At 70.8% G+C, this 16,885-nt stretch carries 10 protein-coding genes; 4 read left to right on the top strand and 6 right to left on the bottom strand.

The annotated features are described in order from the left end of the window. Positions 1-21: 21 nt before the first annotated feature. Positions 22-828: an alpha/beta fold hydrolase gene (locus tag ACFQWG_RS04515; RefSeq protein ID WP_380972533.1), complete on the top strand. Its 807-nt coding sequence runs from the start codon at positions 22-24 to the stop codon at positions 826-828. A gap of 36 nt (positions 829-864) precedes the next feature. Here ACFQWG_RS04515 and ACFQWG_RS04510 read toward each other — a convergent pair whose 3' ends face one another. Further along, the gene (locus ACFQWG_RS04510) at positions 865-1,185 is read right to left on the bottom strand and encodes a YciI family protein (RefSeq protein WP_380972531.1); all 321 of its coding nucleotides are present in this window, start codon (positions 1,183-1,185) and stop codon (positions 865-867) included. Positions 1,186-1,333: 148 nt separating this feature from the next. Between ACFQWG_RS04510 and uvrA the strand changes: the two genes are divergently transcribed. After that, positions 1,334-4,192, top strand: a complete 2,859-nt coding sequence (gene uvrA, locus ACFQWG_RS04505; protein ID WP_380972528.1) for an excinuclease ABC subunit UvrA — start codon at positions 1,334-1,336, stop codon at positions 4,190-4,192. 7 nt (positions 4,193-4,199) lie between these two features. Here the strand turns inward: uvrA and ACFQWG_RS04500 are convergent, their stop codons facing one another. The 4 genes from ACFQWG_RS04500 to glnA all read right to left on the bottom strand — a co-directional run bounded on the left by ACFQWG_RS04500 (position 4,200) and on the right by glnA (position 10,368). Continuing rightward, entirely contained in the window at positions 4,200-4,910 is a 711-nt protein-coding gene (locus ACFQWG_RS04500; protein WP_380972525.1) for an SDR family oxidoreductase, read from the bottom strand. Beyond that, positions 4,907-6,799, bottom strand: coding sequence for an AMP-dependent synthetase/ligase (locus ACFQWG_RS04495; protein ID WP_380972522.1), 1,893 nt, complete (start codon positions 6,797-6,799; stop codon positions 4,907-4,909). Before ACFQWG_RS04495 ends, ACFQWG_RS04500 begins: the two co-directional genes overlap by 4 nt. A 64-nt stretch (positions 6,800-6,863) precedes the next feature. Beyond that, positions 6,864-8,759: an AMP-dependent synthetase/ligase gene (locus ACFQWG_RS04490; RefSeq protein ID WP_380972520.1), complete on the bottom strand. Its 1,896-nt coding sequence runs from the start codon at positions 8,757-8,759 to the stop codon at positions 6,864-6,866. Positions 8,760-8,943: 184 nt separating this feature from the next. Further along, positions 8,944-10,368: a type I glutamate--ammonia ligase gene (gene glnA / locus ACFQWG_RS04485; protein ID WP_380972517.1), complete on the bottom strand. Its 1,425-nt coding sequence runs from the start codon at positions 10,366-10,368 to the stop codon at positions 8,944-8,946. 296 nt (positions 10,369-10,664) lie between these two features. Between glnA and gltB the strand changes: the two genes are divergently transcribed. Beyond that, positions 10,665-15,230 carry a glutamate synthase large subunit gene (gene gltB, locus ACFQWG_RS04480; RefSeq protein WP_380972515.1) on the top strand — a complete coding sequence of 1,522 codons (4,566 nt, stop codon included), beginning with the start codon at positions 10,665-10,667 and terminating at the stop codon, positions 15,228-15,230. After that, positions 15,223-16,689 (top strand): glutamate synthase subunit beta, encoded by a 1,467-nt coding sequence (locus ACFQWG_RS04475; protein ID WP_380972513.1) that lies wholly within the window; start codon positions 15,223-15,225, stop codon positions 16,687-16,689. Before gltB ends, ACFQWG_RS04475 begins: the two co-directional genes overlap by 8 nt. Here the strand turns inward: ACFQWG_RS04475 and ACFQWG_RS04470 are convergent. Continuing rightward, complete coding sequence (locus tag ACFQWG_RS04470) at positions 16,677-16,880, bottom strand: hypothetical protein (RefSeq protein ID WP_380972511.1); 204 nt, start codon at positions 16,878-16,880, stop codon at positions 16,677-16,679. The genes ACFQWG_RS04475 and ACFQWG_RS04470 overlap by 13 nt on opposite strands. Positions 16,881-16,885: the final 5 nt, after the last annotated feature.

Genomic DNA, 16,885 nt, shown 5'->3' with positions numbered 1-16,885 from the left:
GGGCCGGAGAGAAGGATCACGATGACCGCGGAACAGGCCCTCCGGCTGACGGTCGACGGACCCGGGGACGCGCCCGCCCTCGTGCTGGGACACTCGTTGGGATCCAGCCACATCATGTGGGACGACGTCGTCCCACTGCTGGCGCCGCATCTGCGCGTCATCCGCTACGACCTGCCCGGGCACGGCGGCTCCCCGGTGCTGCGCGGCGAGGGACCCCTCACGATGCGCCTGCTGACGGGGGCGCTGATGCGGGCCCTGGACGCGGCGGGCGTCGGCGCGTTCCACTTGGGAGGCCTGTCCCTGGGCGGCCTGACGGCGCTCGCCCTGGCGGAGGCCGAACCTGAACGGGTGCTCACCCTCTCGGTGATGAGTTCGGGACCGGTCAACCTGCCTCCCGAGGCCTGGTGGGACAAGGCGGCGCGGGTCCGCCGCGAGGGGACGGCGTCGCTGGCGGAAGCGACGATGGACCGCTGGTTCTCGCCGGCGTTCTCCCGGGGCGCGGGCGGGACATGGGTCCGGCGGATCCGGGAGGAGTTCCTCGGGTGCGACGACGAGGGATACGCCCAGTGCTGCGAGGTGCTCGCCGGCGCGGACGCCCGACCCGGGCTGGCCGCCCTGGCGATGCCGACGCTGCTGGTGGCGGCCGAGGACGACGCCGGCTTCGACTGGGCGGCGGCGGACGGGCTGGCGGCGCGGTTGCGGGCGGGCGCCTGCCCGGACGTTCAAGTGGTCCGGGTGCCGGGCGCGCGCCACATGTCGGCCGTGGAGCAGCCGGAACGTATCGCCCGAGCCCTGCTGGCCCGCACGGGCGCCGGCCCGCTCTCCTGAAGCGCGTGGGGCTTGGCGCCCGGGCGGCGCGTGCCCTCAGGAGATCGGGAACTCCGTGTCGAAGTCGTCGGCGTGCTCACCGATGGTCGGCGTCCATTCGCGCACGCGGCGCTCGACGATGAAGCCGGCCTGGTTGAAGGGGTCGCCGTCGAGCAGGCTGAGCGCCCTCCGGGCGTTCGGAGCGCGCAGCACCAGGAGGGCGCCCTCGTTCATGGCGTCGTCGCGCAGGAACCCGGAGGCCACCAGGATGCCCTGCTCGTGCAGGCCCCGCAGGAACGTGCGGTGCGCCGGACGGTGGTCGCGGATGAGGGAGATCAGCGTCGGGTCGTAGGTGTACTCGATGACGTAGAGGGCCATGCCTCAATTATGGTCGGTGGACGCCCCGCAGGGGAAGGTTCCCCGTGCGTGGCGGGAGAAGGCGGCGGTCTGAGGGCGCCGGGCGCCCGGACGGCACGTGGGATGGAACACCTGTACGAACCGGGTGTGCGCAACGTAGGATCGACGGGTGAATGACTCGCTGATCATCAGGGGAGCCCGCCAGCACAATCTCAAGGGCGTCGACCTGGAACTGCCGCGCGAGAAGATGATCGTCTTCACGGGCCTGTCGGGGTCGGGCAAGTCCTCACTGGCCTTCGACACGATCTTCGCGGAGGGCCAGCGCCGCTATGTCGAGTCCCTGTCCTCCTACGCGCGCCAGTTCCTCGGGCAGATGGACAAGCCGGACGTCGACTTCATCGAGGGACTGTCCCCGGCGGTGTCGATCGACCAGAAGTCGACCTCCCGAAACCCCCGCTCGACGGTGGGCACGATCACCGAGATCCACGACTACCTGCGCCTGCTCTACGCGCGTGCCGGCATCGCCTACTGCCCGGTGTGCGGGGCCCGCATCCAGTCCCAGACCCCCCAGCAGATCGTCGACCGCGTCCTCGCCCTCCCCGAGGGCACACGTTTCCAGGTGCTCTCGCCCGTGGTGCGCGGACGCAAGGGCGAGTACCAGGACCTCATGGACGATCTGCGCGGCCAGGGCTTCGCCCGCGCGATCGTCGACGGGGAGCAGATCCGGCTGGAGAATCCGCCGACCCTGGAGAAGAAGCTCAAGCACGACATCGAGGTCGTCGTCGACCGCCTGGTCGTGCGCGAGGGCATGCGCCAGCGGCTGACGGACTCGGTGGAGACCGCGCTGGGCCTGTCCGACGGGCTCCTCGTCATCGACCAGGTCGACCGCGATCCGGAGGACCCGGACCGCCGCAGGCGCTTCTCGGAGAAACGATCCTGTCCGAACGACCACCCGTTGACGCTGGAGGAGATCGAGCCGCGCACCTTCAGCTTCAACGCGCCCTACGGGGCCTGCCCGGAGTGCATGGGCCTGGGTTCCCGGCTGGAGGTCGACCCGGACTTGGTGGTCCCCGACCAGGGGCTCAGCCTGGCCAAGGGAGCGGTGGCGCCCTGGAACTCGAACCTCAAGTACCACCTGCAGCTGCTGCGCTCGCTGGGCAAGGAGATGGGCTTCACCGTCGACACCCCGTGGTCCGACCTGCCGCAGGAGGCGCGCGACGCGATCCTCTTCGGGCAGGACTACGAAGTCAAGGTCAAGTTCCGCAACCGGTGGGGGCGGGAGCGCTCCTACACCACCGGGTTCGAGGGCGCGGTCAACTTCATCGAGCGCAAGCGCGAGGAGACCGAGTCCCAGTGGACCCTGGACCGGATGGACGCCTACATGCGCGAGGTGCCCTGCCCCGCCTGCCACGGCGCCCGACTGCGTCCGGAGGTCCTGGCGGTGCGCGTGGGTGCGCTCAACATCGCCGAGCTCTCCGACCTGCCGATCTCCGAGGCGCGCGGCTACCTGGACGAGGTCGAGCTGGAGGACCGGGCGCGCACGATCGCCATGCCGATCCTCCATGAGATCCGGGCCCGCTTGGATTTCCTCGTCGACGTCGGGCTGTCCTACCTCACCCTCTCGCGCGGAGCCGGCACGCTGTCCGGTGGCGAGGCGCAGCGCATCCGCCTGGCCACGCAGATCGGATCCGGCCTGGTCGGCGTGCTCTACGTCCTCGACGAGCCCTCGATCGGCCTGCACCAGCGCGACAACCGCCGCCTCATCGAGACGCTGCAGCGTCTGCGCGACCTGGGCAACACCCTCATCATCGTCGAGCACGACGAGGAGACCATCGAGTCGGCGGACTGGGTCGTCGACATCGGGCCGGGAGCGGGGGAGCAGGGCGGCTGGGTCGTCCACTCGGGGACCGTCGAGGACCTCATGCGCAACCGGCGCTCGCTGACGGGGGACTACCTCTCCGGGCGCCGCCGCATCGAGACGCCCGAGGCTCGGCGCCCGATCGACCCGGGGCGGCGGATCGTCGTGCACGGCGCCCGCGAGCACAATCTCCGCGACATCACGGTCGGATTCCCGCTGGGCTGTCTCGTCGCGGTGACGGGCGTGTCCGGATCCGGCAAGTCCACGCTGGTCAACCAGATCCTCTATCGGTCGCTGGCCTCCCGGCTCAACGGCGCCAGGCTGGTTCCCGGGCGCCACACGTCGGTGACGGGGACGGACGGCCTGGACAAGGTCGTCCACGTCGACCAGTCGCCGATCGGTCGGACGCCGCGCTCGAACCCGGCCACCTACACCGGCGTCTGGGACCTCATCCGCAAGCTCTTCGCCGAGACCACGGAGGCGAAGGTCCGCGGCTACGGTCCGGGGCGCTTCTCCTTCAACGTCAAGGGCGGGCGCTGCGAGGCGTGCAAGGGCGACGGGACGATCCGCATCGAGATGAACTTCCTCCCCGACGTCTACGTCCCCTGCGAGGTCTGCCACGGGGCCCGCTACAACCGTGAGACCCTCGAGGTCCACTACAAGGGCAAGACCGTGGCGGACATCCTGGCCATGCCGATCGTGGAGGCCGCGGAGTTCTTCGGCTCGATCCCCCGCATCGCGCGCCACCTCAACACCCTCGTCGAGGTCGGGCTGGGTTACGTGCGGCTGGGGCAGGCGGCGACCACGCTGTCGGGCGGCGAGGCTCAACGCGTGAAGCTGGCTTCCGAGCTGCAACGCCGCTCTTCCGGGCGCACCGTCTACGTCTTGGACGAGCCGACGACGGGGCTGCACACGGAAGACATCCGCAAGCTCCTCCTCGTGCTGCAGTCCCTGGTCGACAAGGGCAACACCGTCATCGTCATCGAGCACAACCTCGATGTCATCAAGTCCGCGGACTGGGTGATCGACATGGGTCCCGAAGGGGGATCCGGCGGAGGACAGGTCATCGCGGAGGGCACTCCCGAGGAGGTGGCCGAGTCCCCCGAGTCCTTCACCGGCGAATACCTGCGGACGGTGTTCGAACGCGACCGGAGGCGGCGCTCCGCCTGAGACGCGGTCAGCGCAGGGCGAGCACCGGGCGGACGGTGAGCTCCTCCACGGAGGTCGAGGGCGGCAGGTCGACGGCGAGGCGCACGGCCGCGGCGACGTCTCGGGCGTCCATATGCTCGGCGGGATCGTAGGCCCGGCCGTCCGACGCCTGGAGCGCGGCCTGCATGTCGGTGTCGATGCGCCCGGGGTGGATGGAGGTGACGCGCACCCGCCCGCGTTCCTCCTCCCGCAGACACTCGGTGAGGCCCCTCAGCGCGAACTTCGCCGAGCAGTAGGCGGCATCCCCCGGATGGCCCCTCAGGCCGGACCCCGAGTTGATGACGACGACGAGCCCGCCCGCCGCACGCAGGAGGGGCAGCGCCAGCCGGGTGAGGTCGGCGACGGCCACGACATCGACCTCGAGCATGCGCCGCCACTGCTCGCGCGGAGTCGAGGCGACGGTGCCGCGCCCGGCGATGCCGGCGTTGTGGACCAGGACGTCGAGGCGCCCCTGGGGCGCCACCTGCTCGGCGACGGCGCGCTCGAGCGACGCCGGATCGGCGAGGTCGGCGATGAAGGGACGGGCGTCGGGCAGCTTGGCGGCGACGGCCTCCACGGAGGCGGCATCGCGTCCGCCCACGAGAAGGCGGTGGTCGGGCGCCAAGACGTCGGCGATGGCCCGGCCCAGGCCCCGCGTCGCCCCGGTGACGAGCGCCACCGGACGGGACGTCGACGTCACCGTTGCTCCCCGTGACCGTCGGCGGTGAGTCGTCCGGCGGCTTTTTCGGCTTCTCCTTGGGCGTACATGGTGTCGATCTCGGGGGCGAGGTCGCGTAGGACGGCGTTGCGTTTGAGTTTGAGGCTGGGGGTGAGGTAGCCGTTCTCGACGGTGAAGACGGCGTCGACGATGCGGAAGCGTCGGATGGACTCGGCGCGGGAGACCTGTTTGTTGGCGCGGGCGATGGCGCGGTCGAGGGACTCGCGGACCTCGGGCATGTCGGCAGCCTGTGCGGCGTCGACGACGGGGAGGTGGTGGGCGGTGAGCCAGACGGGGAGCATCTCGGTGTCGAGGGTGATGAGGGCGGCGATGTAGGGGCGGGCGTCGCCGACGACGATGACGTGGCTGATGAGGGGGTGGGTCTGGAGGGCGTCCTCGAGGATCTCGGGGGAGACGTTCTTGCCTCCGGCGGTGACGATGAGCTCCTTCTTGCGCCCCGTGATCCGCAGATGACCGGTGTCGTCGATGCTGGCGAGGTCCCCGGTGCGGAACCAGCCGTCGGCGAAGGCGTCCGCTGTGGCCTCGGGCAGGTTGTGGTATCCGGAGGTGACCGAGACGCCCTGAAGCAGCAGCTCGCCGTCCTCGGCGATCCTCATCCGGTTCCCAGGCCAGACGAAACCGACGGAGTCGGGCGGAAAGTCGGAGGGCAGCTCGACGGCGATGGGGCCGGTGGTCTCCGACAGCCCGTAGCCCTGCAGCAGCGTGATCCCGATCCCGCGGTAGAAGTTGGCCAGATCGATGGCCAGGGGAGCGCCTCCGCTGATGATCGTCGTGAGATTGGGCCCCAGGACCTCGCGGACCCTGTGGAGCACCAGGGCGTCGGCGACCTCATGGCGCACGCGCAGCCCGAAAGGCACACCGGGGGCGTCCTCGTCCTCGCCCATGTCCCCGGAGGCGGTGGCCTGGGAGAGGGCGCGCGCCTGGTGGGCCGCCCAGGAGAACATGAGCCGCGACATGCGGCCCGACGCCTTGGAGGACGCCAGGTTGTAGACGGTCTCGAGGACGCGGGGCACGACCAGGAGCATCGTGGGCTTGAACGAGCGGATGTCGGAGACCAGGTTGTGGGTGTTCGGGGAGAAGGCCACGCGCCCCTGGCCGGTGAGCAAGGCGTACATGACGAAGCGGGCCAGGACGTGGGCGACGGGCAGGAACAGCAGGGACCGCGAGGACGGGTCGTCGATGAGCTGAGGGAGGAAGTCGTAAGCCTGGACGAAGCTCTCGATGAAGTTGCCGTGGGTGAGCTCCACGCCCTTGGGCACCCCGGTGGTGCCCGACGTGTAGATGATCGTGGCCGCATCGCGGATGCCCACGGCGTTCGTGCGGGTCTCGACCTCGACGGGGGCGACGGAGCGCGAGGCGCGCAGGATCTCGCGCTCGGCGCCGCGGTCCAGGGAGAAGATGCGGCGCACGGAGCCGGTGCGCACGGACTCGACCAGGTCGGCCTGCTGGGAGGTCGCCGTGACCACCATGACGACACCGGCGTCGGCGAGGATGTGGTGGATCTGGGCGGCGGAGTCCGTCTCGTAGATGGGCACCGTCACGGCGCCGCAGGACAGGGCCGCGGCGTCGAGCAGCGCCCACTCGTAGGAGGTGGGCGCGAGGATCGCGAAGGACTCCCCGGCCTGGAGCCCCAGGCCGATGAGCCCCCGGGCGGTGTCCTCGATCGTGCGCACCATCTCATCGATGGTGACGCGCCGCCAGGCGCCGACGGCGGTACGGCGCTCGACGGCGACCTGACCGGGGTGGTCCGCGGCCCGCTTCGCCAGCATCCGGGGAATGTTCATCGCCGGGTCGACATCGTAGAGGGCCGGGTTCTCCCAGCTCCCGTCGCTCAGCCGGCGCACGGGCATGGCGTTCCGCCTTCCTGCCGCACACGCGCGGCCCCATGATTGGTCCAGACCACTGTACCCGCGCTCACGAGGGGTTCCGGTCCCCGGAGCCTTCGCGGCGCGGGGTGCGGGAGCGGCGCCTGGCGGTGAGTCGTCCGGCGGCTTTTTCGGCTTCTCCTTGGGCGTACATGGTGTCGATCTCGGGGGCGAGGTCGCGTAGGACGGCGTTGCGTTTGAGTTTGAGGCTGGGGGTGAGGTAGCCGTTCTCGACGGTGAAGACGGCGTCGACGATGCGGAAGCGTCGGATGGACTCGGCGCGGGAGACCTGTTTGTTGGCGCGGGCGATGGCGCGGTCGAGGGACTCGCGGACCTCGGGCATGTCGGCAGCCTGTGCGGCGTCGACGACGGGGAGGTGGTGGGCGGTGAGCCAGACGGGGAGCATCTCGGTGTCGAGGGTGATGAGGGCGGCGATGTAGGGGCGGGCGTCGCCGACGACGATGACGTGGCTGATGAGGGGGTGGGTCTGGAGGGCGTCCTCGAGGATCTCGGGGGAGACGTTCTTGCCTCCGGCGGTGACGATGAGCTCCTTCTTGCGCCCCGTGATCCGCAGATGACCGCGACGGTCGACGCCTCCCAGGTCGCCCGTGTGGAACCAGCCGTCCTCCAGGACCTGGGCGGTGGCCTCGGGCAGACGGTGATAGCCGCGCATGACGGACACGCCGGAGAGCAGGATCTCCCCGTCCTCCCCGACCCTCACGGCGTTCCCGGGCAGGATCTGCCCGACCGTGCCCACCGGATTGGCCCCGAGGCGCTGGACGGCGATGGGGCCGGTGGTCTCCGACAGCCCGTAGCCCTGCAGCAGCGTGATCCCGATCCCGGAGAAGAATCCGCCCAGGTCATCCGCCAGCGGCGCGCCGCCGGAGACGACGACCCGCAGGCGGGGCCCCAGGACCTCGCGGACCCTACGGAGCACCAGGCGGTCCGCGATGCGGTGCCGCACGCGCTGGGCCAGCGACGGGCCGAGGAGCGTGTCCCGGGCGGCGGCCTGGCGGCGCGCCTGGCGGGCCGACCAGGAGAAGACCCGTCGCCGGATCCCGGTGCCGGCGCGGGCAGACGCGGCGTTGAGCACCTTCTCCAGGACGCGGGGCACGACGATGAGGACGGTGGGTTGGAAGGCCTGAAGATCCGGGAGGAGTGTGGAGACATCCGAGGAGAAGCCGAGCCGCCCCCGTCCCGAGAGCACCGCGTGCATGACGAAGCGGGCGAGGACATGCGCGAGTGGCAGGAACAGGAGGAGACGGGTGCCGGGGGAGTCGACGACCTCGCCGAGGACCTGGCGGACGGCCTCGGTGGTGCCGACGAAGTTGCGGTGGGTGAGCTCCACGCCCTTGGGCACCCCGGTGGTGCCCGACGTGTAGATGATCGTCGCGAGGTCGTCCGCGCCCGCAGCGGAGAAGCGGGCCTCCAGATCGGCGTCGGAGACCTCCTGCGCGGCGCCGGTGAGGGCCCGCAGCGCCCCGCGGTCCAGGGAGACGATGGTGCGCAGGCGCCGGGCGCGCACCGAGCGGACGAGGTCGGCCTGCTGGGAGGTCGCCGTGACCGCCATGACGACATCGGCGTCGGTGAGGATGTGGCGGATCTGGGCGGCGGAGTCGGACTCGTAGATCGGTACCGTCACAGCGCCGGCGGTGAGGATCGCCAGGTCCAGGACCATCCACTCATAGGACGTCGAGGACAGGACGGCGACCGAGTCGCCGGGCCGCACGCCCAGGGCGATGAGCCCACGCGCGGCGTCGTCGACCTGGGCCCGAAGCTCCGCGGCCGTGACGGGGCGGCTGGCGCCCACACCGCTGCGGCGTTCGGCGACGACGTCTCCGGGACGGGCCTGGGCGCGCCGCCGGAGCATCCCGGGGATCGTCGCGTCGTCGGAGACGGTGTAGCGGGCCTTCTCGGTGTATGACCCGTCGCGGCGCTTCCTCATCTGTCCTCCGTGGCTGGAGCGGAATTCTCAATATTTGTACCACTCTACCGTCCGGGCGGTGCCGCGGCGGCACCCGGGCCGAGCGCGGGGCGCGCGCCGTCCTCCGACGGGACAGACGAGGGCGTCCCCGCGCGGACACGGCTGCCCGGCGGGGACGCCCTCGTGGAAGGACCCGGAAGAGGACTCAGATGTTGTAGTACAGCTGGAACTCGTAGGGGTGCGGGTAGGCGCGCATGGGCGCGACCTCGTTGGTCTCCTTGTAATCCAGCCAGGTGTCGATGAGGTCCTGGGTGAACACGTCGCCCTCGGTGAGGAACTCGTGGTCGCCGCGCAGGGCCTCCAGGGCGGCCTCCAGAGAGCTGGGGAGCTTGGCGATGTCCTCGTACTCGGCGGGCGGCAGCTCGTAGAGGTCCTTGTCGATGGGCGCGGCCGGCTCGATGCGGTTGCGGATGCCGTCGAGGCCCGCCATCAGGCAGGCGGAGAAGGACAGGTACGGGTTGGCCGAGGGGTCGGGGACGCGGTACTCGATGCGCTTGGCCTTCGGCGAGGTGCCGGACACGGGGATGCGGATGCACGCCGAGCGGTTGCGGGCCGAGTAGACCAGGTTGACCGGGGCCTCGAAGCCGGGAACCAGGCGGCGGTAGGAGTTGACCGAGGGGTTCGTGAAGGCCAGCAGCGCCGGAGCGTGGCGCAGGAGGCCGCCGATGTACCACCGGGCCGTGTCCGACAGGGAGCCGTAGCCGCGCTCGTCGTAGAACAGCGGCTCGCCGCCCTTCCACAGGGACTGGTGGGTGTGCATGCCCGATCCGTTGTCTCCGAAGATCGGCTTGGGCATGAAGGTCGCCGTCCTGCCGAACTCCCAGGCCGTGTTCTTCACGATGTACTTGAACTTCATCATGTCGTCCGCGGCCTGCTTGAGCGTGGCGAAGCGGTAGTTGATCTCGTGCTGCCCGGCGGAGCCGACCTCGTGGTGGGCGCGCTCGATGTCCAGGCCGGCGGCGATGAGGTTCGTCACCATCTGGTCCCGCAGGTCGACGAAGTGGTCGTTGGGCGAAACAGGGAAGTAGCCGCCCTTCGTGGCGAGCTTGTACCCGAGGTTGCCGCCCTCCTCCTTGCGTCCCGTGTTCCAGGCGGCCTCCTCGGAGTCCACGGAGTAGAACGTGGATCCCGGGCCGACCTGGTAGCGCACGTCGTCGAAGAGATAGAACTCGGCCTCGGCGCCGATGAAGCACTGGTCCGCGACGCCCGTGGAGGCGAGGTAGGCCTCGGCCTTGGCGGCCACCTGGCGGGGGTCGCGCGAGAAGGGCTCGTCGGTGAAGGGGTCGACGATGGAGAAGTTGACGATGAGGGTCTTCGCGGAGCGGAAGGGGTCGACGAAGGCTGAGGTGGGGTCCGGGATGAGCTTCATGTCGGACTCGTGGATGGCGGTGAATCCGCGCACCGATGAGCCGTCGAACATCAGTCCGTCCTCCAGGGCGGAGCCGGTGAACTGGGCCGCGGGGATCGTGAAGTGCTGCTGGACGCCCGGAAGGTCGCAGAAGCGGACGTCGACGTACTGAACGCCTTCGCGGTCGATGAAGTCCACGACCTCGTCGGAGTTGGTGAACATGAAAGGTCCTTCCCGTGTGGCAGAACGGTGACAGTGAGGATGACGTCCGCACCCCGCAGGAATGCGGACCCGTCAAGATTACGTAAACCACTGACAAAGTCCAGTGTACCGGCCGCGCTGGGCGGGTCCGGACGGCTCGTCCGCATGCTGGTCGCCCTCGCGCGGGGTGTCACCCGTGGCGGCATCCTTGATATCCGCCGACACACCGTTGACGGCGCTTTGAATGGGGGATGACCTTGTTCGTCCGCCCCGCAGCGTGCATCATCCCCTGTCCGCGCGTTCCTTGAGGGGGACCTATGAACGATCCAATTGGTGGTCGCATCCAGCCGGACGGCCGTCTGGGCCTGTACGACCCGGCCAACGAGCACGACGCCTGCGGCATCGCCTTCGTGGCCACGCTGACGGGACCCCCGACGCACACGATCGTGGAGCAGGGCCTGCACGCCCTCGAGAAGCTCGACCACCGGGGGGCCGTGGGCGCGGAGGAGAACTCCGGGGACGGCGCGGGCATCCTCATCCAGATCCCCGACGGCTTCTTCCGGGAGGTCATCCGGCCCGATCTGCCTCGGCCCGGCGCCTACGCGGCGGGGCTCGTGTTCCTGCCCGGTGCCCACGAGGGGCGCGTCGAGCTCTCCCGCGCGGTCGCGGCGGTGGAGAGGATCGTCCGGGAGGAGGGGCTGCGCGTGCTGGCTTGGCGCGACGTCCCGGTCAACGACGCGCCGGTCGGCCCCACGGCGCGCGGCTCGATGCCGACGTTCCGCCAGCTGCTCGTCACCGACCAGCAGGGTGGACGGAGCGGGCGCGCGCTCGACATCGCCGCCTACCGGGTGCGCCGGCGGGCCGAGCACGAGGCCGGCGTCTACATGACGGGTCTGAGCACGAGCACCTTCATCTACAAGGGCATGCTCACCACGATGCAGCTCCCGGCCTTCTTCGAAGACCTGGGCCATCCGGCGCTCACCTCCCACCTGGCGCTGGTCCACTCCCGCTTCTCGACCAACACATTCCCCTCGTGGCGGCTGGCGCAGCCCTTCCGCATGGTCGCCCACAACGGGGAGATCAACACCGTGCGCGGCAACCGCAACTGGATGAGCGCCCGCGAGGGCCAGCTGTCCAGCCCCGTCCTGGGCGACATCGCCCCGCTGCTGCCGGTGACCACCGACGCGGTGTCCGACTCGGCCTCCCTCGACGAGGTCCTCGAGCTCCTGGTGCTCGCGGGGCGCTCGCTGCCGGAGGCCATCGCGATGATGGTCCCCGAGGCGTGGGAGAACGACGCGCGCATGGACCCGTCTCTGCGCGCCTTCTACCAGTACGCCTCCACGATCATGGAGCCGTGGGACGGGCCGGCGGCCGTCACCTTCACGGACGGCACGCTCATCGGCGCGGTCATGGACCGCAACGGCCTGCGTCCGGGGCGGTGGATGGTCACCGAGGACGGCCTAGTCGTCCTCGCCTCCGAGACCGGCGTGCTGGACGTCCCCGAGTCCCAGGTCCGCGCGAAGGGCCGCCTCGAGCCCGGCACGATGTTCCTCGTCGACCTCGGCTCCGGGCGGATCGTCCCGAACGCGGAGATCAAGCAGGGGCTCGCCTCCCTGCGCCCCTGGCAGGAGTGGCTGGACGAGGGCCTGGTGCGACTGACCGACCTCCCGGTTCGCGAGCACACCGACCACTCGCGGTCCTCGGTGCTGCGCAGACTCCAGGAGTTCGGCTACACGCAGGAGGACCTCGACGTCGTCCTCACGCCGATGGCCGTGGGCGGCGCGGAGGCGCTGGGCTCGATGGGGTCGGACACGCCGGCGGCCGTGCTGTCCTCGCGCCCGCGGCTCCTCTTCGACTACTTCACCGAGCTCTTCGCCCAGGTGACGAACCCGCCGCTCGATGCGATCCGAGAGGAGCTGGTGACCGCCCTGGGGACGACGGCCGGCCCGAAGCCCAATCTCCTGGAGGACGGTCCGGAGCACGCCCGTAAGATCGTCATCGACGCGCCGGTCGTCGACTCCGACCAGCTCGCCCAGCTGGTCCACATCGGCTCCGCCCGCGCCGGCAAGGGCTTCACCTCCCGCGTGCTGCGCTGCCTGTACCGCGTCTCCGGCGGGGGAGAGGCGCTCGAGGCCGCCCTCGAGGACCTTTTCGCCCAGGCCGACCAGGCGATCGAGGAGGGCGTGTCATTCCTCGTCCTCTCCGACCGGGAGTCGAACGCCGAGATGGCTCCGATCCCCTCGCTCCTGGCCACCTCGGCCCTGCACCACCACCTGCTGCGCCGCCAGACCCGCACCCGCGTCGGCCTCGCCGTCGAGGCCGGCGACGTCCGCGAGGTCCACCACGTCGCGCTGCTCATCGGGTACGGCGCCTCCGCCGTCAATCCCTACCTCGCGATGGAGGCCGTGGAGTCCCTCGCGCGCCAGGGGATGCTCGACGCCACGACGCCCGCCCAGGCCGTCCAGCACCTGCTCAAGGCGTTCAGCAAGGGCGTCCTGAAGGTCATGTCGAAGATGGGCATCTCCACGGTCTCGTCCTACTGCGGGGCCCAGGTGTTCCAGGCGATCGGCTTGGACCAGGGCCTGGTCGACCGCTACTTCACCGGGACGTCGAGCCCGCTGGGCGGGATCGGCCTCGACGTGATCGCCGCGGAGGTGGCCTCCCGCCATGAGGTCGCCTATCCGCCCTCCGGCATCTCCCCGGCCCACCGCACCCTCGGGGTGGGCGGCGAGTACAAGTGGCGTCGGGAGGGTGAGGCGCACCTGTTCAACCCCGAGACGATCGCCCGCCTCCAGACGGCGACGCGCACCCAGTCCCACCAGGTGTTCCGCGCCTACACGGACGGGGTCGACGACCAGTCGAGGCAGCTCATGACGCTGCGGGGGCTCATGCGGCTGCGCACGGAGGACGTCGAGCCGGTGCCGCTGGAGGAGGTGGAGCCCGTCTCCTCCATCGTCCGCAGGTTCGCGACTGGCGCGATGTCCTTCGGGTCGATCTCGCCGGAGGCGCACGAGACGATGGCGATCGCGATGAACACCCTGGGTGGGCGCTCGAACACGGGCGAAGGCGGGGAGTCCGCCGAACGGCTGCGCGACCCTCTGCGCAATTCCGCGATCAAGCAGGTGGCCTCCGGTCGTTTCGGGGTGACGGCCGACTACCTGACCCATGCCACGGACATCCAGATCAAGATGGCCCAGGGCGCCAAGCCGGGCGAGGGCGGCCAGCTGCCGGCCCGGAAGGTCTACCCGTGGGTGGCGGAGGTGCGTCACTCGACGCCGGGCGTCGGGCTGATCTCGCCGCCGCCCCACCACGACATCTATTCGATCGAGGACCTCAAGCAGCTGATCTCCGATCTCAAGAATGCGAATCCCGAGGCGCGGATCCACGTCAAGCTCGTCTCCGAGGTCGGGGTGGGCACCGTCGCGGCCGGCGTGTCGAAGGCCCGGGCCGACGTCGTCCTCATCTCCGGGGCGGACGGCGGAACGGGGGCGGCCCCCCTGACCTCCCTCAAGCACGCGGGCGCCCCCTGGGAGATCGGCCTGGCCGAGACCCAGCAGACGCTGGTCCTCAACGACCTGCGAGACCGCATCGTCGTCCAGGCCGACGGGCAGCTGAAGACGGGGCGCGACGTCGTCGTCGCCGCGTTGCTGGGGGCGGAGGAGTTCGGCTTCGCCACCGCTCCGCTGGTGACGGCCGGATGCGTGATGATGAGGGTCTGCCAGAAGGACACGTGCCCGGTCGGAGTCGCCACGCAGAACCCGGAGCTGCGCGCCCGGTTCACCGGCAAACCCGAGTACGTCATCAACTTCTTCACCTTCATCGCCGAGCAGGTCCGCGAGCTGCTGGCCTCCCTGGGGCTGCGGTCCGTGGAGGAGGCCGTGGGCCGTTCCGACCTGTTGGACGTCTCCGACGCGATCAGGCACTGGAAGGCGAAGGGCCTGGACCTCACCCCGGTCTTCCAACGCATCGAGCCGCGGCCCGGATCCTCCCTGCACCAGGTGCGCCCCCAGGACCACCAGCTCGACTCCGTCCTCGACCGCCGGCTCATCACGCTGGCGGCTCCGGCGCTAGAGAGGGGCGAGCCCGTGGCCATCGAGTCGGAGATCCACAACACGGACCGCACCATCGGCGCGATGCTCGGCCACGAGATCGCGCGGCGCTACGGCGACCACGGGCTCGCCGCGGACACGATCTCGATCCGCCTGACGGGGTCGGCCGGGCAGTCGCTGGGCGCGTTCCTGCCGCAGGGCGTCTCGATCACGGTCGAGGGCGACGCCAACGACTATGTCGGCAAGTCCCTGTGCGGTGGGACGGTGGCGGTGCGTCCCGCGCGCACCGCGAAGTTCGCCGCGGCGGAGAACACGGTGGCCGGCAACGTCCTGGGCTACGGCGCGACCTCAGGGGAGCTGTTCGTCTCCGGCCGGGTGGGCGAGCGTTTCGGGGTCCGCAACTCCGGGGCGACGCTGGTGGCTGAGGGGACCGGCGACCACGCCCTGGAGTACATGACGGGCGGGGAGGCGCTGATCCTGGGATCCACCGGACGCAACGTCGCCGCCGGCATGTCGGGCGGGATCGCCTATCTGCTGGACTTCGACCGCGACCTGCTCAATCCGCAGGCGGCGGAGGAACTCGACGTCTCAGGCCTGGGCGACGCCGATGGGGAGCACGTCACCGAGCTGCTGCGACGCCACGTCGAGCTCACAGGCTCAGCGGTCGCCCAGGGGCTCCTCGACGACCTGCCCGCCTCGCTCGCCCGCTTCACCCGGCTGGAGCCCCTCCAGTTCGCGAGGGTGACGACCGTCCTCGCCCAGGCCGAAGCCGAGGGCGTCGACGCGGGCGACGCGTCCGTGTGGAACAAGATCCTGGAGGTGTCCCGTGGCTGATCCACAGGGTTTCCTGAAGATCCGGGAGCGCGAGCTGCCGGCACATCGTCCGATCCCGGTTCGCATCCGGGACTTCCACGAGGTGTTCGAGGGCCAGGATATCGGCGTCGTCGAACGCCAGGCCGGACGCTGCATGGACTGCGGGACCCCCTTCTGCCACGCAGCCTGCCCTCTGGGCAATCTGATCCCCGAGTGGAACACGCTGGCCTGGCGCGACGACTGGCGCGACGCCGTCGAGCGGCTCCACGCGACGAACAACTTCCCGGACTTCACCGGCAGGCTGTGCCCCGCCCCCTGTGAGGCAGCCTGCGTGCTGGCGATCAGCCAGCCCGCCGTGACGATCAAGAATGTCGAGCACACGGCCGTCGACCACGCCTGGGACCAGGGCTGGATCACCCCGCAGATCCCGCAGCGCCTCACGGGGCTCACCGTCGCGGTGGTCGGCTCGGGGCCGGCGGGCCTGGCCGCCGCCCAGCAGCTCACCCGAGCGGGCCACACGGTCGCCGTGTTCGAGCGCGCGGACGCCGCCGGAGGGCTCCTGCGCTACGGCATCCCGGAGTTCAAGATGGAGAAGGCGGTGCTCGACCGGCGCCTGGAGCAGATGCGGGCCGAGGGAACGCGCTTCCATGTGGGCGTCGACGTGGGCTCCGAGCTCACGGGGGAAGACCTGCTCGAGCGTTTCGACGCGGTGGTCCTGACGACGGGCTCGACGGTGCCGCGCGACCTGCCGATCCCCGGACGGGATCTGGCGGGGATCGAGCAGGCGGTGGACTACCTCACCCGCTCGACGAAGCACGTGCACGGCGTGGACGCCGCGGGCCCGTCGCAGTGGATCAGCGCGGAGGGCAAGGACGTCGTCATCATCGGCGGCGGCGACACGGGCGCGGACTGCCTGGGCACCGCCATCCGGCAGGGCGCGGCGTCGGTGACCAGCCTGGAGATCATGCCCCAGCCGCCGAACGAGCGCTCCTCCGCGGACCCGTGGCCGACCTATCCGCGTCTGTTCCGCGTGGCGAGCGCCCACGAGGAGGGCGGTGAGCGCCTCTACGCGGTGTCCACCGTCGAGTTCCTCGGCGACGGGGACGGCCACGTCGCCCAGCTCCGGCTGGTGGATGTGGAGATGGAGGGCGGGCGCCCCACACCCGTGGAGGGAACGGAGCGGCTCATCCCCGCGCAGCTTGTGCTCCTGGCGATGGGCTTCACCGGGGTGGAGCGGCAGGGACTGGTCGAGCAGCTGGGGCTGGAGGTCGACGGGCGCGGGCGCATCGTCCGCGACGAGCGTTTCACGACGTCGCATCCGGGCGTCTTCGCGGCCGGGGACGCCGGGCGCGGGCAGTCCCTCATCGTGTGGGCGATCGCCGAAGGCCGCTCCGCAGCGGCCGCCGTGGACGAGTACCTGCGCGGGCGCACGGAGCTTCCCGCTCCGATCCGCCCCGCGGACGCCCCCTACCGTCCCTGAGCCTGGCCTCCCGTCGCCCCGGCCGACAGCCGGATGGCCCAGCGGGCCAGGCCGACGACCTCCTGCTGGGCGGCGGCCAGAGCGTCGACGTCGGTCGACCGGGTGAGGACGGCGACGCGCGCGCCGGCGACCGCCGGTGCCGCCACCGCCCCTGGGGCCAGGGCGGAGAGGGCGGCGCGACGGGTGGGCACGGGGA

The organism is Schaalia naturae (assembly GCF_042665795.1).
GTDB lineage: Bacteria > Actinomycetota > Actinomycetes > Actinomycetales > Actinomycetaceae > Pauljensenia > Pauljensenia naturae.
This window is presented reverse-complemented; position numbering and strand designations above follow the sequence as displayed.

Bases quoted from the DNA above. Each gene is read 5' to 3' on its own strand.
- ACFQWG_RS04515 (WP_380972533.1), top strand. From the start codon at position 22: ATGACCGCGGAACAGGCCCTCCGGCTGACGGTCGACGGACCCGGGGAC.
- ACFQWG_RS04510 (WP_380972531.1), bottom strand. From the start codon at position 1,185: ATGGCCCTCTACGTCATCGAGTACACCTACGACCCGACGCTGATCTCC.
- ACFQWG_RS04495 (WP_380972522.1), bottom strand. From the start codon at position 6,799: ATGCCCGTGCGCCGGCTGAGCGACGGGAGCTGGGAGAACCCGGCCCTC.
- ACFQWG_RS04490 (WP_380972520.1), bottom strand. From the start codon at position 8,759: ATGAGGAAGCGCCGCGACGGGTCATACACCGAGAAGGCCCGCTACACC.
- glnA (WP_380972517.1), bottom strand. From the start codon at position 10,368: ATGTTCACCAACTCCGACGAGGTCGTGGACTTCATCGACCGCGAAGGC.
- gltB (WP_380972515.1), top strand. From the start codon at position 10,665: ATGAACGATCCAATTGGTGGTCGCATCCAGCCGGACGGCCGTCTGGGC.